Raw genomic sequence first — 22,655 nt, 5'->3', positions numbered from 1 at the left:
ACGAGGTACGCGCCCCGGCATCCGCAGATCGCACAGCAATCGAGAGGTGGTTCTGGTTATGACATGGCGTAGTCGACCCTCCGCCGGAGCACCATCCGGCATTCTCCGCGCATCCAGTCTGCTGTTGGCCGCGACGGCGATGCTCGCCGCGTTCATGGCCGCACCGTCCGCGGCGGTCGCGGCACCCGCGCCGAGCGGCGATGCGGCTGTCGCCGCCACCGGAGCCGAACGGGCATCGGCGAGCTCCGCCGGCACGTTGAGCGTCACGACGTCGACGGCGGCCGCCGCCTCACCGGCGAAGGGCGGCGGTTTCTCGGTGATGTCGGGCTCCTGCCCGTACGCCGGGCAGTACATCGACCCGTGGCTGATCGTGTTCCAGGGCTGCACCCTCACCGGCCAGCCGACGACCGCGGTCAGCGCCCGGTGCTCCAACGGGGCCACCCTGGGCCCCGTGCACGTACCGCCCGGCGTCTACGACATCTATGTCGACTGCTACCCCGCGTTCTTCAGCTCGCTCGCGTTCATCTGATCGGCTCACCCGGCACGGATCCCGTTGCGGGATCCGTGCCGGCGGTGCCGGTCTCAGGGCAGCGCGTCCAGGTGCGGGCCGACCGTGTTGGCGGAGCGGTTGCCGTTCCTCACGTCCCAGTTGACCGACCAGGTCATCGCGCCGCAGGACCGACAACGGTCGGCCGCGTCTGTCGACCGCGAGGTGGATCTTCGTGCTCGGCCCGCCCGCGGGATCGACCGATGCCCTAAAGGACCGGGTGGACACGGCCTGCGTGTTGAGGCTCAGCACATCGTCCAGTCCTCGACAGCCAGGACCAGTTCTCCAGCCCGGGCAACCGAGATGCTGTGCTGTTCAGCGATATCCGCCAGCACTGCCTCCTCGCTGACGTCGACGTCGTCCTCGGTTGCATGGTTGAACTCGGCGTTGAGCACGTAGGCCTGCTCCGACGGAACCTCCTGCTCGGCAAACTCCGCGCCGCCGGGCAGTTGGACATGTCCCGGGCGGTGATCGATAGCTCGAAGTATTTGGGGCTACCACGCCCAGCCTGGCCTGCTCACCTCGTTGGCCACTGATGGCATTGGATCGGATAACCGCGCTGGACGCCGACTACCGCCGGCCGCCTTCCGCTTCCGCAGAGGCGACGTCCAAATGAACCTGTTCGCGCGAACGAATTTCTGCCGGCTGGTCTTGTTGGCCCGGCAAGTGCGGCCGACCGGAATCCTCAGACCCGGATTGCCGGGCGGGAACGTCCGCTTCTTCGAGCCCTGTCGAAGCTCGCGATACCGCCATGGGTGGTGCCGCGAGCACGAGAGCCACCAGCAGCGCCGAGGCTGCGACAAGCTCGATACCGATGGTCGGCACTATCGTCCACGGACCCGGACGTTCCCACCAGCCATCCGAAGCGCTCGCAAAGAGCCCAGCTACAACGGGTGTGACAACCGCGTAAAGAAGCATTCCGTACACCGCAAAACGCAGAGAACGCCGCCAGAAGACCTCACCTGTGCCCTCTTGCCAGTCGGCTGGTTGTCCCCGCTGGCGTCGAACGAGCCCAAGGACAATCATGGACAACAGGACCAGAGCCGGCACGGACCAGATCGCCAACAGCCATGCGCTGTCGTCGTCACGCGTGACGACGCGCAGGTAGCGGTCGGCGGTCATCGCCAAGAGAAGGACGATGGCAACCGTGACGCCATACATGATGATGGCCGCGAGCCACGGCAAACTGATGCTGCCAGTTCCTGCTGCCAAGAATCCACGGCCCGCGCTTTCGCTCGATGCCGGCGCAGGATTGTCCAAATGTGCAGCGAGCAGCCAGCAGGCACCCGTAACCACACCTGCGGCACCGACGCCGAGCATTCCGCTGGCGAACATCCCGTCTGTCCACACCCGCGCGCACACGTCGTCACCAGCACTGCCCGTCACGTGGCTGAAGATGTAGCTATCGAAGCCCAACATGACGAACGTCGGGGCGAGCACCGCCAGTGTGTGGGTGGCGCGAGCCCCACGCATGGCGAAGAGCACGACGATCCCGGTGAAGACGAACCCGGCAAGAGCTCCGGCAAATTGGGAGTTGGTAGAGGCCGACGCGACGATGCTCCATCCATGACTCGCGCATCCGGTTGCGGGCTCCATGCGGCCAGCATCGGAAACGGCGCGATGTTGGACCAGCGATCTGACACCTACCGGACAGCGAGCCGGCAGCCTACTTGCCTTGGCATCCTTTGTGCGGGGACAGGCAGGGCCGACGCCTAGCCAGATGTACGCCCCGGCACGGGGGATCAGCTGAAGCCGTGGGAGAACCAGTCACCGGGTGCGCGACCGACTACCCGCCAGGCTCTGCGGAGGCTCGGCGAAAGCCTTGATCACTGAGCCGTTGCTGTACTTCGCTGCTGCACAAGATCAGAAATGGCCACCCGGAAGAATCCGAATGGCCTCTGACCTGCGTCGGGACGGCCGGATTCGAACCGACGACCCCTTGTTACCAACAGTAACCAAATCGAGTTTGCCATTGATTGTCAGAAATAGCAGCTGAGCTGCACAGAAACGATCAGACACTGGCCGCTCCTTGTCACTGATTGTCAACGGCAGACGGGGGTTTTCGGGGGGTAAACGGGGGGCCGGCCGACATGACAGCGCAGCGTCCCACCGCGCCCCGCTCCACCACCATCGGGGACGTGGGATACGCCTTATCGGTGCCATCCCGCCCAGCTGAAGATCAGCCCACCCTGACGGGTCCCAGGGCAAAGCGTTCGGGACCCGTGTTGACGCACGAGCCCTCTCAGCCGGACACGCCTCCACGACCCGACGTGGTGCGCGCTCATGCCGAAGAGCGGATGGGGCAAGTTCAGTTCCCGCCTCCGAGGTAAACCTGTTCGGGCGGCCAGGAGCCTGCGACGCATCTGGGTGTTCGGGAAGCCGTCACGGCGCGAACGGGTCCCAGTGGGTGGCATAGCGGAGCAGGGACAGCGCCAGGTCGGGGTGCGCGGCGGCCCATTGCGTGTCGAAGAGGAACAGTTGCTCGTGGCCGAAGAAGTCGTCGATGTAGCGGGCGGCCTGGGCGAGGTGCTCATCCACCGCGACGCGGGCCTGCGGTGGTGGCTCCGGCAGCTTCCATTGCAGGATCTGCTCGTGGCTGGGTGCGGTCCACTTTCCGAACGTCGACAAGTCGTATGGTTCGAGGCAGACGTAACGGTCCAAGGCGGGGCCGATGCCTTCGTCGCCGGGTCCGACGAGGGAGCGCAGCAGGTCGGCGTCGAAGCGTTCCCGGGACACGGGTTCGGCGATGCCGCGTAGGTGGTCGGCAAGTCCGGGCAGGTTGACGCCGGGGAAGACGGTCGCTTCCCGCTGGTCCAGGTTCGTGCCGTTGTGGTTGGTGTGCTGCCAGGTGATGCGGACCGCATAGACCGAATCCGGACCGGGCCCAGGTGGGCCGACGGCGCGGAGCGCCACGTCAGGGGTAAAGGTCGCGCCGCGCGCCGCGGCGCCGGAGGGCAACGGCCACGTGTCGTTTACGAGGTACGCGAGCCGGTCGGGGTGGGCGACGATCGCCTCGTCCTCGAAGAAGAAGTAGGCCAGGTCCACCTCGTCGTCGTTGGTACGCACTCGCAGCCCTCGCTCGTCGAGGCGTATCGGGTCGTCAGATTCGACCCAGAGGTGCTCGTTCAGGAGCTCGCGCAGCTCGACGAGGGTCTGTGGACATGGCAGGTGGTGCTCCTCGATCGCCTCGAAGATCGAGTCGAAGCCGTAGGCGCCGCCGCCGATCTCGGCGTCGAGAAGCGCTTGCGGGTCGTCGTGATGCCAGGCGCGCTGGAACCAGCCGAGTACCGTCATCTCGGGCACGTGGAAGATCAACTTGCTGAACGGGGAATCCACGCGCGACCGCTCCACGAAATACACGCGAGGAGCTTAGGTGTGCGAGTGGAGATCGCATACGCCCTGATGTCTAGCCCATTGGCGGAAACGACGCTGCCAGGCCCATCCAGGGGTCCTGCAGCTTTCGGCCTGAAGCTTCGACAGGCGGTTGATCTGTGCGCGAGCTGCGGGGCATCGGGAGAGACCACCGGACGGGTTGGCTGCTAGCGTTCGCCGCCATGTGGAGCGAGGAGATCGTGGCCGGGCGACCGGCATGGCGGCACATCCCGTCGGGGGTCGTGTTCCGGGAGGTCCCCGGCGGCGCGTTCCGGATGGGGCTGTCCGAAGCAGAGCTCGACGCGGTACGCGCGATCGAGCGCAGCGGCGATGTCGAAGACACCATCGACCCGTTCCTTGCCAGCGCCAAGGACGCACAACCGGTCCGCGAGGTGCACGTCGAATCGTTCCTGCTCGCCCGGCACCCGCTGACCGTGGCGCAGGTCCGGTCCTGGCTGCCCGAGTACGACGACGACTACGCCGAGGCGGACACCGGCACGGCTCGGCTCGAAGGCGACCTGGACGACCTGCTCGAGTTGTTGCCGTTCCAGCTGCCCACCGAGGCGCAGTGGGAATACGCAGCCCGGGCCGGCACCACCACGCTGACCTTTCACGGTGACGGAAAACCCGACGAGGACCAGCTTCTCGACGACTTCGGCGACGAGACACGGACGGCCGCCGGCGAGAACGCGTTCGGGCTGGCGGCAATGGGCTCGGCGAACGAACTCTGCGCCGACGTGTGGATCCCCGGCTTCGACGGCGCACCGTCAGACGCGCGACCGCGGACCGGAGACGGGCCCCGGACCGTACGCGGCGGAGCCGCCGATCTATACCCATGGCAAGGCTGCGACGAGTGGCTGCTACTACTCTCCGCCACCCGATACGAACACGCCGACTTCACAGCCATACGCCCGGCCGCACCACTGCCACCCCACTAACAACTCCTAGCTCTTTGAGCTGTGAGGTCGGCGCCAGCAGGTGGTGGCGCAGGCGAGGGTGAGGAACGCTTCGTGGATGTCGTCGCGGATCTCCCAGCGGATCCGCAGGCGGCGGAACCAGTGCAGCAGAGCAATGGTCTGCTGCACGACCCAGCGTCGGGTGCCGAGCCCAGATCCGTGACCGACTCCGCGTCGGGCGATGACGGGTGTGATGCCGCGCGTGTGTTGCTTTCGGCGGTACTTGTCGAAGTCGTAGCCGCGATCTGCGTAGATCCGGTCGGGCCGTTGCCGGGGCTGGCCGCGGCTGCCCTTCATCCGGGGGGCCTTGTCGACCAGGGGCAACAGTTGTGTGGCGTCGTGACGGTTGCCGCCCGTCAGACTCGGGGCAAGGGGGTACCGCTCGCGTCGGTGATGACGTGGTGTTTCGAGCCTGGCTTGCGGCGGTCGACCGGGCTCGGACCGGTTTTGGGCCAACTTTGAGCGCCCGAACATCAGCGCCGTCGATCACCGCCCGAGCCATGTCCAACTGCCCGGCGGCCCGCAGTCTGCCGAGCAACACCTCGTGCAGCTGCTGCCACACACCGGCGTCGTTCCGGTCCCACAACCTGCGCCAACGAGACGATCCGCGGCGGCTGCTCACCCTCCTCACGTTCAGACGGAACGACCCTCACGTCCCGAGGACACCCCAACATCATCTAGTTAAGAGTTCTTCCCCAGCAGGGACTTACCGGTGCGCAGGTAGAAAAGACTGGACACTTGCTTCTGTCACAGGTCGTCAGCGGCCGGCCAGGGTTGGGGGTGGTCGGGCCCACCGGCCGGCCCTGTCCACGCGTCGCCGGGATATCCATGGTTTCCAGGACCCGTGGCGATTCGCTAATCTCGATGATCTCGGCACGCTGCGAGGTTGGTAGCCCGGAGGGCCCTGGCGGAAGGCAATGATGGCCGGCTTGTTCGACGGCTTCGAAGGCTATCGGGTAGTGACCACTGCGGAGAAGCGCCAAGCGCTCACCGCAGCGCTGGTTGCAGTCGACGCTAACGTGCTTCTCAACCTGTACCGCTACAACCCGCGGACGACGAACGATCTAGTGGCGGTTCTCGACAAGCTCGGCGATCGACTCGTCGTACCCCATCAGGCAATTCTGGAGTTTCACCGCAACCGTCTCAAAGCGATCGGCAACCCGGAACAAGCAAACAACGATGCCCGTACCGCGCTCGACAAGAGTCAGCAGGCAGCCCTGCGCGCCCTCGACAGTTGGTCCAAACAGGTCGCGCTGGATGAATCCCAGCTGCAGCACCTGCACGCCGACGTGGGGCAGATTTTCGACAAGCTGCGGGCCGCCGTCGACGGCGCCGCGCCAGATCGCGTTCACCCATCCACACCAACCGACGAGGACCCTGTCCTGCACAGGCTAACAGACCTTCTCGACGGCAAGGTGCTCTCGCGCCCCGACGACGCCCGTTGGTCGGCCCTCATCGACGAGGGGAAGCAGCGGGTAGCCGACCTGGTGCCGCCCGGTTACCTGGATGCGGAGAAAGGCGATCAGAATCCGGAGGGTGCCGCAGGCGACTTCCTCGTATACACCCAGGCGTGCGAAGAGGCAAAGACCCGCCAGCTAGACCTGGTTATCGTCACCAACGACGAGAAGGAAGACTGGTGGTGGCGACGGGGCGGAGACTTGATCGGACCGCGCCAGGAGATGACGAGAGAGTTCTTTGACCTCACAGGACACAGGCTGTTCTTGATGCGTCCCAGTGATCTACTCGACCACTCGGACGCCCTCAACGTGCAGGTGAACCCGAACTCCGCGAAGGACGCCGGCACCAGCCGCTCTGACATCGATGATGTCATAGATGCGGGTGTGGACGACGTGGGCGTCGGAGAGTGGACCGCCGAGACCGTGGACGACCTGCTGGATCGGCTTCGCGTGGAGAGCCGACGAGATCTGGCCGAGGTTATCCTTGAGGCCGCCCGCCAGGGTGGCACCATCAGCCGCGATGCCGTCTACGCGATATGCGGCTACAGCAATGACCGACTGTTGGTTGGCTTCACCCGCCCGACCGCCCGCATCACCGCCAGCTTGCAAGCCGAACAGCGTCTGCCTGAGGCGGTAACTCCCATGCTGACGGCGCTGTATCGCGGTCCCGGACGGCTTTACGCGGTACGGATCCCCCCAGAGGTCACGGAGATTCTTGGCCCGAGATCGCCACGGTCGGACACGGAATCGGAGTTCGAGCCAGCCGGCAAGTACAGGCCGCTCGCCGACTACCTCAGCGCGGTCAGGGCCGACTCGACCTCGATGACCTTCGCTGAAATTGAAGACATCCTCGGAGACGCCTTGGCACCCTCCGCCAGAAAGCACCTCCCCTACTGGTACTCATCGCAGAATTCTCTCGGCAAGGCGATCGCTGCGGCCGGCTTCAGGCCGCGCGGTGTACGCATCGAAGCTGAGACGGTGGATTTTCACCGACGGGGCTGAGACCTGCGGGAGTCTGTCTGTAACACTCCCCTGGCCCCCTTCACATCCAGGCCTGACCTTGGTCCCGATCGAGGTGCCCCCGCGCCCACGATCGCGCGCCTTGTCAGCGGCAGAAGGTTGCAGTTGATTGTGGATGTTCGGTAGGTGGCGTGCTCCGCTGGGAGATCCCACCCAGCCCGAGGGCGAAGCCGACACTGGTCGCGCCGTGTTCTGGTCTGATCTCGCACCGCTCGTTCGCAGCTGTAGGCTGCGCGAGGGAGTCAGTTAGAAGTCACGCCACTCGTCGAGCCACTGGTTGGCCAGCTGCGGTGGGACGTCAGCTCGGGTAGCGAGTTCCATAAACACGTCGCAGGCTTCCTCTCGGCGCAGCGTGTCGATGATCTCGTACTTCTGCTCGATGCCGTTGAGCGCCTCGACCAGGGTGCGCATTACCGCTTTAACTTCATCCGGGCGCCGATCACGGTCCTGCGGAACCTTGTCGATGGCGCGGACCGTGCTGGCGTATGCCTTGCAGGCGGCGGCTCCGCCTCGGGCGTCGTCGTCGACCCAGTCGCGGAACGGGTTGTTCAGGTTGGCGGCCAGCCACGTGTCGTGCTTCGCGCCTTCGATGACCAGGCCCACTCCGGCGCCGCGATAGCGGGCTTTCAAAGCCGGCACGATTGATCGGCGTAGACCGCTGATGCTCAGCTTCGTCAGCGAGGTCAGGTCCGGCAATGTTCCCGTGTCCAAACCGTAGCCATCGACAAGTTCGAGAACAGCCAGACAAGGCAGACCGGCCAGCGCTGCGGCGTCGACCAGCCGGCCCGGGGGCTTGCGCCAGAGGATCCGTAAGCTCTCCAGCTCCTTTAATTCCCGAACGGCGCCTGCGGACATGGTGCCAGGGCCATCCAGGGAGACCTCTCGAACACCGTGCAGACCAGCAGGAACCGTTGTTTCCGCGTCGGCGTCGGCCAGGGTGAGATGAAGCCAACGGCCGTCGTCCGCCGCGTACACGGCCAGACTCGGGTCCACTGCCGCCAGCTCAAGGTTGTGCAGGCCACGGGGCAGCCGAACCTTTCGAACGTCCGCACCGCGCAGCGACAGGCGCTGCAGACCGCTGTCGGCCAGATCAACGACCGGCGGAGCGTCCCACCACGTCAGCGACGAGACGACAGGACGCTCTGCCAACGCTCGTGCCAGACCTCGGTCCGGGCCGACCCACGACAACGCTGTACAGCGGGGCAACTGATCGAGAGCGGACCACCGCACCGGCCCGAACGTGGGCACCCGCACCGACCCCTCACCGTTCAAGTCCAGCCGGGACGTGGCCGCGCCGAGCGTTGCCGCCCCGGCACCGAAGTCGACGTCAACCTGACCGCGGGTGCCCGCCGCGCGGTAGGCGGACTTCACCTTCCCCGGCAGCTCCCGGTCCCAGCGGCGCTGACGGACCACATCGTCGGCAAGTGCCTGCCAGTCCGAGTATGTGTTCGACAACGCCGGAACATCGTCAGGAACGGGCAGGCTCCCGATCCACGCGAACCGCGGCGGCACCGCATACCAGTTGCCGATCGACAAGTGAGCCAGGCGCCCGTCATAGGCATGATGGTCAAGCCTTAGCGGCTCAACGCCGTGCAGCTCGTCCAGGCTCGGCCGGTCCACCGAATGCCAACGCAGCGCATACGCCGACGTCACATCACCATCGGCACCCGTGACCTGACACGCCCCGAATCCACCGTCCGACAACCTCATCACGGCGACATCGCCGGAACGCACTACTCGGTCAGCCACCCGGCGAAGCTAGCCGACCGGGGCGACAACTTGCTCGCCCGAACCGTGCCACAGGCTCGACCGGATGTCGGGCCAGCGGACCATGCAGGAGTCGGTAGTCTGGCCGCGACGGTCAGCGCCATCAGCTCCAGACGCGATAGACGCCGGGCGTCGCCGCACGGCAGCTGGGACGCAGGGATTCCTCGATCGCTTCGAAGGGTCTGTCAAACGAACGGTGTAACCCGGCTTTGAGGGCTACTTTCGGCCTGCGGACCGGCGTCCTTCGATGGCCATCTCGAAGGCGTTCAGGGTGGGTTTCCAGCGCATGGTCCACCGCCGGCGGCCCTGCCCTGCCCGGTCGGTTCGGGTCGGGTTGGGTCGGGTCGGGTCGGGTCGGGTCGGGTCGGGTCGAGGCTCATCGCGGCGGGGTAGACGCACCACGGCGCCCTCGTTGGGGAAGTGCCCGCGGGCCCGCACGGCTCGGCGGATCCGAGCGTGGACGGACGCGACCGTGTTGGTCGAGCAAATGACGGTGCGGATCTCGGCGTCGAATGCCAGGATCGGCACGTACTCCGCCCAGGCCTGCTCCTACAACCGGATGCTCGCCGGATACTGCGTGCCCCACGCCTGCGCGAACGCGGTGAAGCGTTCCCTGGCTGCAGCCTCGGTCGCCGCCCTCTAGACGGGCTTGAGGGGCTTGGCGATGGCGTCCCAGTGCTGCCGGCCGGCATAGCGGAACGACGCCCGCAGCACGGATCTGAGAGCGCGCCTGGTCAGGGCAGGCGCGACGTAGACGGCCACGCCCCTCCAGGGGTGGCGCTTCACCCCGAACCTATCTGCTGAGCGGCGTACCGAATCCCGCACCGGTAGACAGGAAGTGCGTAACCATCCGGCGCGCCGCCAACGATGGTCCAGCGCTCTATTGCCTCCGCGCACCGCTGCATCGCGGCGGTTAGGCCGCCTGAGACTGCCCACGGGGGTCGGCGCGGGGTTGCCACGGAGTGCGGTTCGACTCGCCAAGAGCGAGCAGCACCTAGTGACCAAGTCGGATCGGCGTTACCAAAACGTTACATCATACTCTCTGTATAGATCACCAGCGCAGGACGCAAGGTCACCGCCTCGTCTTAGCTGATGTGGATCACTCAGAGTCGCCGATCTGCAGACCCAAAAGTCACGCCCGGCATCGACGGGGCCCGTGGTGATCAAACCACTGCTAACGTCTTTTACATACCAGCGGGGGCATCAACATTCATGATTGGTCATGGATCGTACGACCCTGCACTATTCGTTTGGAGTGTCCATGATGAATCAACCCAAGAAGGCTGCAGAAGCTTTCGCAATCGGAGCTATCGCGGCCGGCGTTATCGCATTCGGATTCGGAGCTCCTGCAAATGCCGCCGGCAAGACTCTCGAGGCGGAAGGCTGCTATACGCAGTTCTGGAACACCGCCTGGGGGCAGGGTTGCTCGTCGGCCACGAAGAACGCCGTCTACGACTCGGAGGTGAATTGCACCGGGGCTGACGGCAATCGTTGGCTCACCGTGGGCCGCGCAAAGGGAAGCACGAGCTTCCACTCCGGCACAGACTGCTTCTGGGGCATCAGCGACGCCTGGATCCGCGTCTAGTCAATTCGTTCGCGAACAGGCAGCATGCGGGGGTGCGGCGGTCCGTCGCACCCCCGCGTTTCACGTCTAGTAGGGTTGGCTCATGGAGATCGTTCTTGATGCGTTGGCACAGGGGTACCGCGGAAAGCAAGTATTTGAGGGACTTAATTTAACACTGCGCCCCGGTGTTACGGCGCTGCTGGGGCCGAATGGCGCCGGCAAGACGACCTTAATCCGCACACTAGCTACCGTTCTGCCCCCACGCTCTGGAAGGCTCAGTTTCGGCGATTTACACATCGTCGATGAGCGGAGCGCTCGAGTAGCTCGCAATGAAATCGGATACCTGCCGCAGGACTTCGGCTACGACCCACAAATGACCGTCGAAGACTTCGTGACTTATGCGGCCTGGCTACGAGGCGTCGGGCGACGAAGTCGGCAGGAAGCAGTCATTGATGCACTTGAGCTGGTCGACCTCAGCGACATGCGGCGCACGAAGATGCGCAAGCTTTCTGGTGGTATGCGCCGTCGTGCAGGAATTGCTTGGGCAACGGTAGGAAGACCACGTCTTGCCTTGCTAGACGAGCCGACCGTCGGATTGGACCCGCGACAGCGCTTGCAGTTTCGGAAGGTTATCTCAAATCTTGCCGGCACGGTCGTCGTGCTCAGTACCCATCTGATCCACGACGTCCAGGCCATATGTGACCGTGTGATCGTACTCCACAATGGCGCAAGTCAGTTCGATGGCACGGTTAGTGATCTTGAAGCCCTCGGTTCGGCCGACTTCCCCGGTCATTCCGCCCTGGAGAAGGCCTACATGAGCCTGCTTCCTGAAGAGGAGCGGCAACTGTGACAACTCTTTGGCTGCACGTCCGCAATTCGCCAGTTCGATGGGCAATCATCCCGTTGATTGCGATAGATCTTGCCGTACTTCTGCTACGCGGCCGATCCTGGATTGGCGTATGGCCAGAAACTGGCGCAGCAGCTCAGGTGCCGACGTATGTTGTCGGCGCCGTAACCGCAGGCTGCGCAGCATGGGCTGCGGCGGCTCCCGCACGAAACCGGATGACCGAGCAACTCAAAGCGACATCGATCCGTACGATTATAGGCGAAGGCCAACGACTTATTTCAGTGGTCATCGTCCTGACGGTACCCTACCTACTAGGACAGATCGTCGGCTTCGCTCTCACCGCGCGAACCTTCCCTCCTGGCCTATCTCTTTGGTTTATGTATGCCACTTTCGGCTTGTTCACGACGATGCTCTCTATTACTTTAGGCTGGACCCTCGGCAGGATCTTCGGATCGATCTTTGCCGCACTGGTGGCGGCTCTAAGCTGGCTACTCCTCGTCGGACTCCTGTCCAACTGGGGCGACTTCGTCGTCATAAGTGGCCGACCAGAGGTAATCCTCGACTCGAAGGCGCTGATTCTGCGACTAGCACTAGTCGTGGCACTTCTAGTTGCGTTAGCAACAATTCCCTCAACCGTCGAGCCCTCCATGCGGACGCTTCTCGTACCTGGATCTGTAGCCCTCGTACTTGCCGCCACGATGTTCGGAACGAGCGTCGTTACACAACGGACGGTGCCAGAAAAAGTCTCATGCACCTCAGGGCAAATGGCCTTGTGCATCTGGCCTGAGCACGAGAAGTACCTGTCGCAACTTGCGGAGGTACAACGGAGGGCCGAGGTTCTCCCAGCAGCCTTTTCCCCGCCAACTCGTGTAAACGAATATGGCTTAGATCCGATACAGATCTATCGTAGCGGAGGACGTACCCGAATCTTCGAGGACCCGGAAGCCCCGCCTTCGTTCAGTGTGATTGAAGGAAGCCGCTGGTCCTATTCAGGAGGAATCGCGAGGGCAATCCTAACCAATAGCTACGCTCGTTACGGAATCTGCGATTGGGCAGCGATGCCTGAAGCGGACAAGGCGCGCAGCGCCGCAGTAGATGCGTGGCTAGAGACCTATCTCGCTGGTGGAGGAACACCCGACTACCGAACAAATGCGCCGCCGGAACTTCACAATTCGTGGAATCTGGGCCGCCAGGTGGCCAACGACAATCCCCTTTCCGAGCAGTTTCGTTGGGCCGAGAAAGAAGTAGTCTACCTCAGTAGGCTGTACTGCAAGGCGGACAGCTAGGATGCCGGTCGACAAGGTCGTCTACTCCTTCTTGTACGTTCGGCGCTCGCTTCACATCATCGCAGCGGTAGCCGCTGGGGGTCTTGTCACAGCCCTTATCGGCCTTCATGGCATTTCGATGCCTACCGCTAGTCAGGGCGGGCAAGGGGACGTGCCTATCTGGAGGATGTTGACGCTTTTACCGGGAGTGCTTCCGGTCTTTCTTTTAGATAGCCGCCTAGCCGACCTCGAACAACCTCAGACTGCGCGCCTCCGCCGTCAACAATGCTTTTGGCTGAGCGCACTTTCCCTGCTGTGTGCGGCCATTTTCCTAGGCCTCTGCAGCCTTGCGCTCGACCTATCAACTCTCCTGATAATTGCGCGTGCCTGGCTGGCATGGTTTGGCCTAGCGTTACTCGCAGGGGCTGCCCTTGGCTGGAAGTTGTCTTGGACGCTGCCAGTTGGAGCGGCAGCAACTCTTTGGTACTGGGGATATCGTGGACATGGGCTCTACGAGTGGTGGGAGTTTAGCGCTCGCCCCTATCAGGATCCAGCAAGCCTCGGGCTTTGCATGGTGCTAATCACGGGGGGGATCGTCGCCTATCGCGCCACTGCTTGGCGACTGCGGCGGTTGCGAGAGTGGCCTCTTCCCTTATTCGGTAAGGCGCATCGGATAGGGCCGCACCTTTAGCACTCGATGTCGGCCACAGTCATTCGATAGCCAGCCGCCCGAACGCTACGGATCCTCGCAGGGCAGAAGCGGCTGTGCTCCCCCGGCAGGGGGGTACAGCCGCTTCTGCCGTATGACAGTTACTTAAAGATGGCGATTATGGTTTCAACGAGGAAGGGCCATCATCTGCTGGCGCTGACTGCAGCGCTCAAAGAGTTAGGAGTTCTTAGCCAGCAAGGGCGAAAACCCACGGGCCGCCCTCACTACCGCCGGGCCGGCACGGCCCGCTCTACCTGACGTCCAACGTGTAACTCCAGGCGAGGGCTTGCACAGCCTCTTCCTTAATCTCGGGGTGCGTCCCACGGAACTCGGCGGCAGCCTGCTGTCCCATCGCTTTCAGGTCAAGGGCGACACTGCTGGCGTCGGACGGGTAGAACTTGTCCTCCAGCTTCGTGATCTGCGCCTTGGTGACGCACATCTGGACTCACTCCTATGTTGATCTTCGTTGATCGCATGCCCACGTAGCGTAGTCACGAGCGCCGGCAACTTCCGCTCCCTTTCGGGCTCAACGCCTCTCGAACCCCCAGTCGGGCTTGGCCAAATCGAGAGTGGACCTCAACACGCACGGGAGTCGGACCGGTGACCTACCTGGCCGGGAACGCCTGATCGCTTCCGCTGGTCCTGTTACCGTGTCGCCCCGCCTCACGGCATGGGTGCTGACCGAATCTGTGGCAGCCCTTCCGCAGTCAGCGCGACCGTCACCGGAACCTCACGTGGCAGCGCCTTCTCGATGCTGTCCCGCAACGACCGGTGCACAGGGCATTCGCACGACGACTGCAGCGGATCCGCACACCGGGCAAGAGCAGCCGTCAACCGTTGAACCCCGTCGGCGACCGGCCACGACCAGTCCATGTCCCACGGCTCCTCCCAGGGCTGGTGGAAACAATCATGGTCGAAGTACACGAGAAGGCCAGCCCCACACTGCGGGCAGGCGAACAGGCTCCTCCAGCGGTAGTTGACCTGGTGCCCCTGAGCACCGTGCGGCACGCCCCAACTCCCGATACGTACAACGGTGTGCTGGTCCACTCGACAGGCGGCGCAGATGCGCATGGCTAGCCCTCCTCCACCTCCTGGCGACATCCACCACAGAGATCGACGCAATCACGAACGCCGTCTACCCAGCAGCGCACACCGTGTCAAGGGACGCATGACATCGACGCAACCATCCACCGATATGGGTACCAGTAGCGGGCGGTCGTCACGATGCCGAGCCCGGCCGCCATGACGTGAACCCGGTGCAAATTCGTCCGAGTCTCGGACCCGAATCCACGAGCGCCGTTCGGGGGTGGGGATGGCTCACGCTGACGCATCTCCAACAGGTGTTGCTGGCCCGCCTTCTACAACGTGGTCCCGGACCTTTAGCTTGGGCCCGCAGCACAGTGGTGACGGTCTTCAGCCCTCGAATCCGTCATGTGGCGGCACAGCAGCAGGTTCACCGGCCGGACGAGGCCAGTCGCACGATTGACCGTGTGCGCCGCTGCGGCGATGGACAAGCCATCTGGCCAGGCTGGTCCGATGGGGAGGGTGATGTTCCGTCCGCTCGACAGCCTCGATCGACGTTGGCATAGATCAGTCGGCGACGTAGAGTGTTGCGAAGGTTTCGTTGTGTTAGCTAATCGCTGGTGTCGACACCGCAGCCGGGTCGATCGGATGAGCGAGGCGGCCGCAACATGGACACCGGCAGGCACAATCCTGGTTGCGAGACAGCTTGGGGACATCGTTGCCTCTGCACACAATGCGGCGGCTCCCAGCATGGCGTGCAGGGCTGGCTCGACCGAGCCGGCCATGACCGCCTGATCCGTCACGGAAGACGGGGGCGCTTCGAGGGCAACTTGGTCTGGGCGGGTCACCGTCCGCGGCGTCTGGAGCAGAGCCGCCGCAATCAGGAGATCACCGCCGATCTTGCTCGCCTGGACATCGCGGATTGGCTTGCCGAGCCGCCACTGCATGAGAGGACCGGAGACGGTGAGCCGTACCCGTCGCCGGTCGAGCAGGTGACAGCGCTTGCCGAAGAGATGACGCGCGGAGCCTGGCGGGAGATCACTACCGAACTCGACCGCGCCACCCCGGACGCCACCAGCGTGAAGCGCGACCTCACTCACCACGGATGGTGCGATCTCTTTGTCGGGCTGGTCCAAGCGGTCGAGATGACTCGACGAGGTTTCGACAGCATCCCCAACAAGGTCAAAGCCCTGATCCTGGGCTCGGCACTACAAGGCGACCGACCGCACGTCACCGAAGCCGTTGTCAGTCTGATCGTTGACAAAGCATGGCACGGATTTCAGGCAGCAGCGTTTGCGGGCGCGCCGCTGCTCGATCTCATCTCACATGACGAAGCCTTGCGCGCACTACGGATACTCGCCGTGTTCATCTGCCCCGCACCAGCACAACACCCCGCAGTACGGCAACACGCCCTGAAACCACTCGGAGATGACGCCACCGAGGTCCTCACCGACCAGACCAAGACCAGACTCGCCGAGCTGTTCACCGACTGGCGATCCGACGGCGATGCCTCGCCAACCGGGTAGCTGCGCAAGGCCATGCTCCCCGCGACCCGACTGGGCCCTCATGAAAGCAACGCGCCACTCCCCTTCGAACAATCGGCAGACACCCGGGGGCAGCATCAGGATTACCTGCCCGATCGGAATATCAGATATCGCCCGAGGTCGTCCCTCCGGCACGATGCCCCGATGATGCTGCTGGTCCCTTCGGACCCCCTACGGCCACGCCGGCCCGACGACCACTTCGCGCCCGAAGCCGACGCCGCCTGCGCCGCCGGCGTCAACGTCGCCGTGGTCGACCACGACGCACTGACCCGCGACGACCCGCAGCGCGCGATCACGGCCGTGCCCGCCGGCGGCGTCGCGGTCTACCGCGGGTGGATGCTCCGCAGCAATCAGTACGCGGCCTTCGCCGACGCCCTCGCCGCTCGTGGCGTAAACCTGCTCACCGGCGGCGATGATTACCGTCGCGCCCACGAACTTCCCGGCTGGTACCACCAGCTCGCCCCGGTTACCCCGACCTCTACCTGGACCACCAGCGCGGAGCGGACCGCATTCGACGAGGCACGCATCCGGCTCGGTACCGGCGCCGCGGTGCTGCGTGACTACACGAAGTCGATGAAACACCACTGGCACGGCGCCACGTACATCCCCGATCTCACCGACCCGACCACCGCCTGGCAAATCGCCGCCCGCTTCCTGGAACTCCGCGCCGACGACTTCACCGGCGGCTTCGTCCTACGCGCCTTCGAACACTTCACCACCGCCGAGGCACGCACCTGGTGGATCGGAGGCACCTGCGCACTCGTCGGCGCGCACCCCGACACCCCCAACGAACTTCCACCCACGAACCTCGACCTCAGCACGCTCACACCGCTGGTCGGCGCCCTCGACCTGCCCTTCGTCACCATCGACCTCGCCCAACGCGACGACGACACCTGGCGCGTCATCGAACTCGGCGACGCCCAGGTCAGCGACCGCCCCACCACCATCAGCCCTCACGACTTTGTCGCTGCACTACGTACGGGCGTCCAATGAACACGACGGCCCTCCAGCACAGCCCGGAATCCTTCGACGACCCGGCCCGACCCACCCGGTGACTGCAGCCTCTTGGCACTAGTTGTCAGCGTCGGGCCGGTGTGACCAGGGGGAGAACGGGAGACCTCAACGTGCCCGGTGCCGCCAGCTCGCCACGCGGGGCGCTAGCTGTGACGCGTAGCCCGCCTCGCCCTGTAGGTTGGTTGACCGTGCCTTAGCCAATCTCCGTCGCTAGAAGGGGAGGGCAGTGTCGTCTCTTCCAGGCGGAGCAGCCTCCAAGCTTGGTGATCGCTACGAAGGCTGGTGGACCCTGGTCCGGTTAGCCGACATCCTGAAGGGCCAGGCTACGAAGCTGCGGCTGGAACCTCCCGTAGCGGGGGGTACCGGCATCGAATTCTGGATCGACGAGCCTGGCGTGCGCTGGTGTGAGCAGGTTAAGGATGCACAGCACACCTGGACTCTGCATCGCCTGATCACGGAGGGTGTCCTGCCCTCTGCCATCGGCCACCTTGCAGACGGGCACAGTCTTCGATTTGTGACTTCGAGTTACGCGTCCGACCTCGCGGCGCTGTCGTCTCGTGCACGTGACGCAGAAGGCCTTGCTGAATACCGTGAGATCCTTACCAGCACGCAGTTGCCAGGCTTCGAGCGGCTGACCAGGACGTGGAACGTCACCGAGACCGAGGCGTGGGACTACCTACGGCGGGTGTGGGTCGAGCATCACCCCGTCGAGCACCTTCGCCGCCTCGTCCACCTAACCTACGAATCACTCCTGCAGGGTGACGCGGAAACCACGGTCAACGAGTTACGGAGTTGGCTGGACGACCTGCTGCACCAGACGGTGACCGCGCCCTTGCTGTGGGACCGCTTGAAACAGAAAGGGTACTCTCGGCGTCTACTCGCGGGTGACCCTGCCGCGGTTGATGCCCTGGTGGCCACCGTCGAGCGGCACCGTCGGCGCGTTGAGGCAACACGCCCCACACATGGCCTTGTCGCTCAGCCGTATGTTGCGCAGCTGGTGGAACAACTGCGCAAAGTGGACGGCGGGCGGGTGCTGCTGGTGGACGGACGGGCCGGTACGGGTAAGTCCACGGTCGCTGCGGAGGCGCTGCGGGTGCTCAGCTCGCAGGGCTGGCATGCCGTCACGATCCGGATGGACGCAGTCGGCACTGAGGTGCATACTGCGGCCAGCGTGGGGCGCGCATTCGATCTGACGGGATCGCCCGCAGTCCTCCTGGGCGGGGTGGCTGATGGCTCTCCAGCCGTGCTGCTCGTCGACCAACTGGACGCGGTCAGTACCTACAGCGGGCGGATTTCGGACTCCTACGAAGCGGTCGCCGAGCTGCTTGACCAGGCCGCACCCCTGCCCAACGTCAAGGTCGTGCTCGTGGTGCGGACCGCCGACCTGACAGCCGACCCACGGATGCGATCGCTGGTCGACGACCCGCGTGTGGATCGCCTGACAGTCGGTGAGCTGGACCTCGACAACGTCCGCGCGGCGCTAGAGGCGAACGAATCCGACCCGACCATCCTCTCGGACAACACGCTGCAGCTGCTGTGCACACCGTTGCATTTCGCGGTGTTCAGCCGGCTATCACCTGGAAGCCGAACGTCCCCGTACCGGACCCTCTCCGATCTGTATGAGGAGCTCACATCGCAAACCCGCCGTGACATCGAGCGTCACGTCGGCGGACTCGATTGGAGCGGGATCATGGGGGCACTGGTCGGGTACATGAGCGCCAACGAGCGGCTGGACGCCCCTGCTGCGGTGCTTGGGTTGGCCTCACCTAGGGAGGTCGGCGCCCTTCGCTCATACGGGATCTTGGCGTCGGAGAGCGGCCGTTTCGCGTTCTTTCACGAAACCTACTTCGACTTCCTGTTCGCAACGGCGTTCATCGCCGAGAATCGGGACCTGCACGACTACCTGGCCGACTCCGGTCAACACCTGTTCCGGCGCGCACCGACCCGCCAGGTACTCGAGTACTTGGCCGCGAACGATCGCGAGGCGTTCCGGGCAACGGTGGTACGGCTATTGACCAGCGACAGCGTCCGTCGACACCTTAAGGACGTCGTCGTCGCGGTGCAGCAGCAGTTGGACGCTGACGCCGACGACTGGCGGACGATCGAGCCACTCGCCTTCGGCGACAACACACATGGCCCGCGCCTGGCCGCACTGTTGTCCATGCCCCGCTGGTTCGACGCCGCGGATACGGCAGGCAGGTGGGAGGCATTGCTGGCCGACCCTGCCACTGTAGAGGTCGCCGCACATCAGCTGATCTTTGCCGCCCGGGAACGTCCGGACCGAGCCGCCACTCTCGTCCGTCCGTACATCGGAGACTCCGAGCCATGGCGGATGCGATTGCGTGCCCTCATCGAGTGGTCGTTAAGACCTCGCTTGGTCGATCTCGCGGTAGAACTGGTCGAACGCGGAGACCTCGACGATGCCCGAGGGCCGATAGCGGTCAACAGCGACTTCTGGTCAATCCTTTACGGCTTGAAGACCGACGCCCCGGCAGGGGCGGCGCGCCTGATTGGCGCGTACCTACGTCGCGCATGCGTCCGTGCCCGAGCGGACGGCAGCAGCGACCCATTCGCCTCTGGACACCTCAATGACTACTCGTCCGGCGGCGGCGCGTCGACCATCACAGAAGTCGCGGCAGCCGCACCAGCAGAGTTCGTCGACGAAGTCCTACCCTTCATCTGCAGCATCGTGGGGGCAGCCGGTGAGGCGGTCAGGACGGGCGGGCGTCGCGCTCGCAGCCGGTGGTCGTACCGGCATGTCGGCCGTCATGGGATTGACGACGCGCTGTACGGCGGTGTTGAGGACGCGCTGCGCGGGCTCGCTACCCACCGACCACACGAAACGCTTGCCTTGATTCGGCTGCTCGCCGACAACGACGCCAACGAATTACGGTTCCTGGCATGCCGCACGTTCGCGGCAGCGGAATCGAGCAATGACGCTGTCGACTGGTTGCTCTCCGATGAGCGTAATCTCCGGCTCGGTTGGGCCGACAGCCCTCGGTGGGCTTCTCGAGAACTCATCGCAGCCGCCACCCTGCGCTGCGATGACGAGCACCTGCAGGCGCTTGCCCAACGACTCCTCGATTACTACCCGGACTGGGAGAAAAGCGGTGAGCGCCGCCAATCGTACGGTCGCGCCCAATACGAACTACTGGGCGCGATTGAGCCGACACGGTGCAGCGCCCAGGTCACTCGAAGGCTCGGTGAGCTGGAGAGGAAGTTCAGCAACTGGCCGGTAACCGGGCCCCGAGCCTTAGTAGCCCGCTTTGTCGGTTCCCCAGTCCCCGGCACAGCCGCTGGCTTTCTCACCGACCAGGACTGGATCCGCGCGATCCGGAAACACCGGAGCGACCACACGGACTGGTCAGGTGATCACCCGGTAGGCGGAGCGAACGAACTGGCGAACGTACTCGGCACGCGAGCGAAGGCAGAGCCGGAGCGGTTCGCTCGGTTAGCGCTGACCTTCGACACCGACACACCAGCGGTCTACTTCGCCCGAGTGATCGACGCGGTAGCCGGCAGCGTGCCGACCCTACTCCTCACGGAGCTTTGCGTCCGCGCCCGCGACACCGCGAAACAGGACGTCGGGCGCCCGATCTGCGACGCCATCGAAACCGTAGGTGTTGACGCCACCGACACGATGCTTCAGCTCTTAGAGGATTGCGCGGAAGACGGCGACCCGGACCGCGAGTGGGCCCGAACACCCGCCAGCTCAGGCAGCTACTACTACGGCGGCGACCTGCTCATGGCGGGCCTGAATTCTACGCGAGGCACCGCGGCGCGGACGATAGCCCGCCTGCTGTTCGCCATCCCGGAACACGCCGATCGGTTCACCCCGATCATCGCCCAGCTCGCGACCGACCCGGTCCTCGCGGTACGCACCCAGGCTGCCGAGGCAGTGGGCGCATTAATGAACTGCCGACGCGAGACAGCCCTGAAGATCGCATGCGACCTGTTCGACGCATCCCCGCTCGACCTGTTCGACTCGGTGACCGTCAGCCGCCTGCTGACCTACGCCCTACTACGCGACCCTGCCACGTTCACACCGCACCTGCTCCGCGCGCTCACTGGGCAAGACTCAGTCGCCGAACGTGCGGGCTTCACATGGGCGGTCGCGCTCGTGCACGATCTGCTCGTCGACCCGGCGCCCCGTGACATCACCGCACTAAGTGCACCAGCCCGTCGTGGAGCCGCCGAGGCCTTCGCCTCCGACCCCTCGATCGCACTCCAGCAGTTGATCCAACTGTTCGACGACGAAGACCCAACCGTGCGCGAGGCCTCCGCACAAGCGCTCCGCTTAGTTGACGACCTTCCGCCTCGGACCGCGGACACACTCATCGACGCCTTTGTGACAAGCACTGCCTACGAGGCCCACTTCGAGGAGCTGTTCATGGCCCTCGACGACAGCACGCGGCTGTTGCCCGCGGCAGCTCTGCCGGCCTGCGAGAAGGCAGTCAAGACCGCTGGCCGCGAACTCGGCGACTTCCGCACCGCCCGCGCCGCGATGAGCAACCACATCATCAATGTCGTGCTACGCCTATACCGACAGGGCGACAAACGGACCAGGGAACGCTGCCTCGACGTGATCGACGGCCTCTCCGCCGCTGGCGCCTACGGCCTCGATCAGGCGCTCGCCGGCGAGCGTTAGCCTTGGATGGGAGCCCACTTGCCCAGCTGCACCGCATTCGGCGGAATGGACCCCCTCGCGCTGAGCATGCGAGACTCCGGCGGCGCCAAGTGAACTCTCCTGCGTGAATTCTCTCAGCTTGGCGGCGACGTCCGTTAACTTGCAGTCCGGTGCGGCCAAACTCGTCGCCTGCCGCTTTCTGCAGCACGAGACTGCGACGCCAGACTCGGGCCCATGCGCTCAGAGGAACGAGTGACTTGAACCCGGGAGAACCTCATGTCGAGCCTCGTTCAGGGCTTGTCATTGCTTGTCAAAACCCCTTGTTACCAACAGTAATCGAACCAAGTTTGTCACTGCTTGCCGAAAGTGGCCGTTGAGCTGCAGAGACACCGCCAGGCACTCATCGCCGCTTGTCACCCTTCGTCAAGGATTGGGTGGGATTTTCGGGGGGTAACTGGGGTGCCACACAGAACCCCGTCAGGTCTCATCGTCCCGAGAACTGAGGCGACCGGTATCCGGCGGTGATCCGATTGTGGGACAACGCGTTGGCCGAGTTCATCCCGTTCCTCGACTATGACCTGGAAATCCGCAAGGTCATCTGCTCGACGAACGCGATCGAGTGGATGAACGCCCAATACCGGAGGGCGATCAAGGCCCGCAGCCACTTCATGAGTGAGCTGGCCGCGTTGAAGTCTCTATATATGGTGACTCGGTCCCTGGACCCGCTGAAGCAGGCCGAGCCCGATGGACGATGCGCTGGAAGCCCGCCCTGAACGCCTTTGTCATCACCTCAGCGGCCGCTGAACCTAATAACCAAGATCGCCGGAAGGACCCTTAGCGAGACAGCCCTTGGCCAGCGTGCGCCCGTTCGGGCTGTACGTCACCAGCGGCGATCCCAGATTTCCGGGTCAGCCGCCAGCGCGACAACATCGAAGGCCATGTG

16 protein-coding genes and 2 pseudogenes are annotated in these 22,655 nt (G+C 64.4%); 11 read left to right on the top strand and 7 right to left on the bottom strand.

The window, feature by feature from the left end:
• Nucleotides 1-124: 124 nt before the first annotated feature.
• Nucleotides 125-529: a hypothetical protein gene (locus tag O7631_RS18290; protein ID WP_278145304.1), complete on the top strand. Its 405-nt coding sequence runs from the start codon at nucleotides 125-127 to the stop codon at nucleotides 527-529.
• A gap of 263 nt (nucleotides 530-792) precedes the next feature.
• On the opposite strand, the gene O7631_RS18285 is transcribed toward O7631_RS18290, so the two are convergent.
• The 3 genes from O7631_RS18285 to O7631_RS18275 all read right to left on the bottom strand — a co-directional run bounded on the left by O7631_RS18285 (nucleotide 793) and on the right by O7631_RS18275 (nucleotide 3,883).
• A complete protein-coding gene (locus tag O7631_RS18285) occupies nucleotides 793-942 on the bottom strand; it encodes a hypothetical protein (protein ID WP_278145303.1) in 150 nt (49 codons plus the stop codon).
• 175 nt (nucleotides 943-1,117) lie between these two features.
• Nucleotides 1,118-2,143 (bottom strand): hypothetical protein, encoded by a 1,026-nt coding sequence (locus O7631_RS18280; RefSeq protein WP_278145302.1) that lies wholly within the window; start codon nucleotides 2,141-2,143, stop codon nucleotides 1,118-1,120.
• Nucleotides 2,144-2,929: 786 nt separating this feature from the next.
• Nucleotides 2,930-3,883, bottom strand: a complete 954-nt coding sequence (locus O7631_RS18275) for a hypothetical protein (RefSeq protein WP_278145301.1) — start codon at nucleotides 3,881-3,883, stop codon at nucleotides 2,930-2,932.
• A gap of 218 nt (nucleotides 3,884-4,101) precedes the next feature.
• On the opposite strand from O7631_RS18275, the gene O7631_RS18270 reads away from it, so the two are divergent.
• Nucleotides 4,102-4,857 carry an SUMF1/EgtB/PvdO family nonheme iron enzyme gene (locus O7631_RS18270; protein ID WP_278145300.1) on the top strand — a complete coding sequence of 252 codons (756 nt, stop codon included), beginning with the start codon at nucleotides 4,102-4,104 and terminating at the stop codon, nucleotides 4,855-4,857.
• A gap of 6 nt (nucleotides 4,858-4,863) precedes the next feature.
• Here O7631_RS18270 and O7631_RS18265 read toward each other — a convergent pair.
• Nucleotides 4,864-5,482 (bottom strand): annotated as a pseudogene (locus tag O7631_RS18265) (IS5 family transposase); the annotation flags it as partial.
• 313 nt (nucleotides 5,483-5,795) lie between these two features.
• On the opposite strand from O7631_RS18265, the gene O7631_RS18260 reads away from it, so the two are divergent.
• Entirely contained in the window at nucleotides 5,796-7,334 is a 1,539-nt protein-coding gene (locus O7631_RS18260; protein ID WP_278145299.1) for a PIN-like domain-containing protein, read from the top strand.
• Nucleotides 7,335-7,598: 264 nt separating this feature from the next.
• Here the strand turns inward: O7631_RS18260 and O7631_RS18255 are convergent, their stop codons facing one another.
• Complete coding sequence (locus O7631_RS18255) at nucleotides 7,599-9,101, bottom strand: hypothetical protein (RefSeq protein ID WP_278145298.1); 1,503 nt, start codon at nucleotides 9,099-9,101, stop codon at nucleotides 7,599-7,601.
• A gap of 234 nt (nucleotides 9,102-9,335) precedes the next feature.
• Nucleotides 9,336-9,647: a transposase gene (locus tag O7631_RS18250; protein ID WP_278145297.1), complete on the bottom strand. Its 312-nt coding sequence runs from the start codon at nucleotides 9,645-9,647 to the stop codon at nucleotides 9,336-9,338.
• On the opposite strand from O7631_RS18250, the gene O7631_RS18245 reads away from it, so the two are divergent.
• The 4 genes from O7631_RS18245 (at nucleotide 9,592) to O7631_RS18230 (ending at nucleotide 12,816) form a co-directional block, all read left to right on the top strand.
• Nucleotides 9,592-9,762, top strand: coding sequence for a hypothetical protein (locus O7631_RS18245; RefSeq protein ID WP_278148103.1), 171 nt, complete (start codon nucleotides 9,592-9,594; stop codon nucleotides 9,760-9,762). The genes O7631_RS18250 and O7631_RS18245 overlap by 56 nt on opposite strands.
• A gap of 579 nt (nucleotides 9,763-10,341) precedes the next feature.
• The gene (locus O7631_RS18240; RefSeq protein WP_278145296.1) at nucleotides 10,342-10,704 is read left to right on the top strand and encodes a hypothetical protein; all 363 of its coding nucleotides are present in this window, start codon (nucleotides 10,342-10,344) and stop codon (nucleotides 10,702-10,704) included.
• Nucleotides 10,705-10,786: 82 nt separating this feature from the next.
• Nucleotides 10,787-11,533 (top strand): ATP-binding cassette domain-containing protein, encoded by a 747-nt coding sequence (locus O7631_RS18235; protein WP_278145295.1) that lies wholly within the window; start codon nucleotides 10,787-10,789, stop codon nucleotides 11,531-11,533.
• Nucleotides 11,534-11,745: 212 nt separating this feature from the next.
• The gene (locus tag O7631_RS18230) at nucleotides 11,746-12,816 is read left to right on the top strand and encodes a hypothetical protein (protein ID WP_278145294.1); all 1,071 of its coding nucleotides are present in this window, start codon (nucleotides 11,746-11,748) and stop codon (nucleotides 12,814-12,816) included.
• A 938-nt stretch (nucleotides 12,817-13,754) separates the two neighbouring features.
• On the opposite strand, the gene O7631_RS18225 is transcribed toward O7631_RS18230, so the two are convergent.
• Nucleotides 13,755-13,943, bottom strand: coding sequence for a hypothetical protein (locus O7631_RS18225; protein ID WP_278145293.1), 189 nt, complete (start codon nucleotides 13,941-13,943; stop codon nucleotides 13,755-13,757).
• A gap of 1,339 nt (nucleotides 13,944-15,282) precedes the next feature.
• Here O7631_RS18225 and O7631_RS18220 point away from each other — a divergent pair.
• From O7631_RS18220 to O7631_RS18205, 4 genes and pseudogenes are all read left to right on the top strand, one after another.
• Complete coding sequence (locus tag O7631_RS18220) at nucleotides 15,283-16,053, top strand: hypothetical protein (RefSeq protein ID WP_278145292.1); 771 nt, start codon at nucleotides 15,283-15,285, stop codon at nucleotides 16,051-16,053.
• A 162-nt stretch (nucleotides 16,054-16,215) separates the two neighbouring features.
• Entirely contained in the window at nucleotides 16,216-17,064 is an 849-nt protein-coding gene (locus O7631_RS18215) for an ATP-grasp domain-containing protein (RefSeq protein WP_278145291.1), read from the top strand.
• A 247-nt stretch (nucleotides 17,065-17,311) separates the two neighbouring features.
• A complete protein-coding gene (locus O7631_RS18210) occupies nucleotides 17,312-21,733 on the top strand; it encodes a hypothetical protein (protein ID WP_278145290.1) in 4,422 nt (1,473 codons plus the stop codon).
• A gap of 488 nt (nucleotides 21,734-22,221) precedes the next feature.
• Nucleotides 22,222-22,550: pseudogene (locus O7631_RS18205) on the top strand (transposase); the annotation flags it as partial.
• Nucleotides 22,551-22,655 lie beyond the last annotated feature (105 nt).

The sequence above is a fragment of the Micromonospora sp. WMMD967 genome, assembly GCF_029626165.1.
Lineage (GTDB): Bacteria > Actinomycetota > Actinomycetes > Mycobacteriales > Micromonosporaceae > Micromonospora > Micromonospora taraxaci.
This window is presented reverse-complemented; position numbering and strand designations above follow the sequence as displayed.

Excerpts from the sequence above, each read along its gene's own strand:
- O7631_RS18235 (WP_278145295.1), top strand. The coding sequence starts at position 10,787 with ATGGAGATCGTTCTTGATGCGTTGGCACAGGGGTACCGCGGAAAGCAA.
- O7631_RS18240 (WP_278145296.1), top strand. The coding sequence starts at position 10,342 with ATGGATCGTACGACCCTGCACTATTCGTTTGGAGTGTCCATGATGAAT.
- O7631_RS18225 (WP_278145293.1), bottom strand. The coding sequence starts at position 13,943 with ATGTGCGTCACCAAGGCGCAGATCACGAAGCTGGAGGACAAGTTCTAC.
- O7631_RS18270 (WP_278145300.1), top strand. The coding sequence starts at position 4,102 with ATGTGGAGCGAGGAGATCGTGGCCGGGCGACCGGCATGGCGGCACATC.
- O7631_RS18280 (WP_278145302.1), bottom strand. The coding sequence starts at position 2,143 with ATGGAGCCCGCAACCGGATGCGCGAGTCATGGATGGAGCATCGTCGCG.
- O7631_RS18230 (WP_278145294.1), top strand. The coding sequence starts at position 11,746 with ATGACCGAGCAACTCAAAGCGACATCGATCCGTACGATTATAGGCGAA.
- O7631_RS18260 (WP_278145299.1), top strand. The coding sequence starts at position 5,796 with ATGGCCGGCTTGTTCGACGGCTTCGAAGGCTATCGGGTAGTGACCACT.
- O7631_RS18215 (WP_278145291.1), top strand. The coding sequence starts at position 16,216 with ATGATGCTGCTGGTCCCTTCGGACCCCCTACGGCCACGCCGGCCCGAC.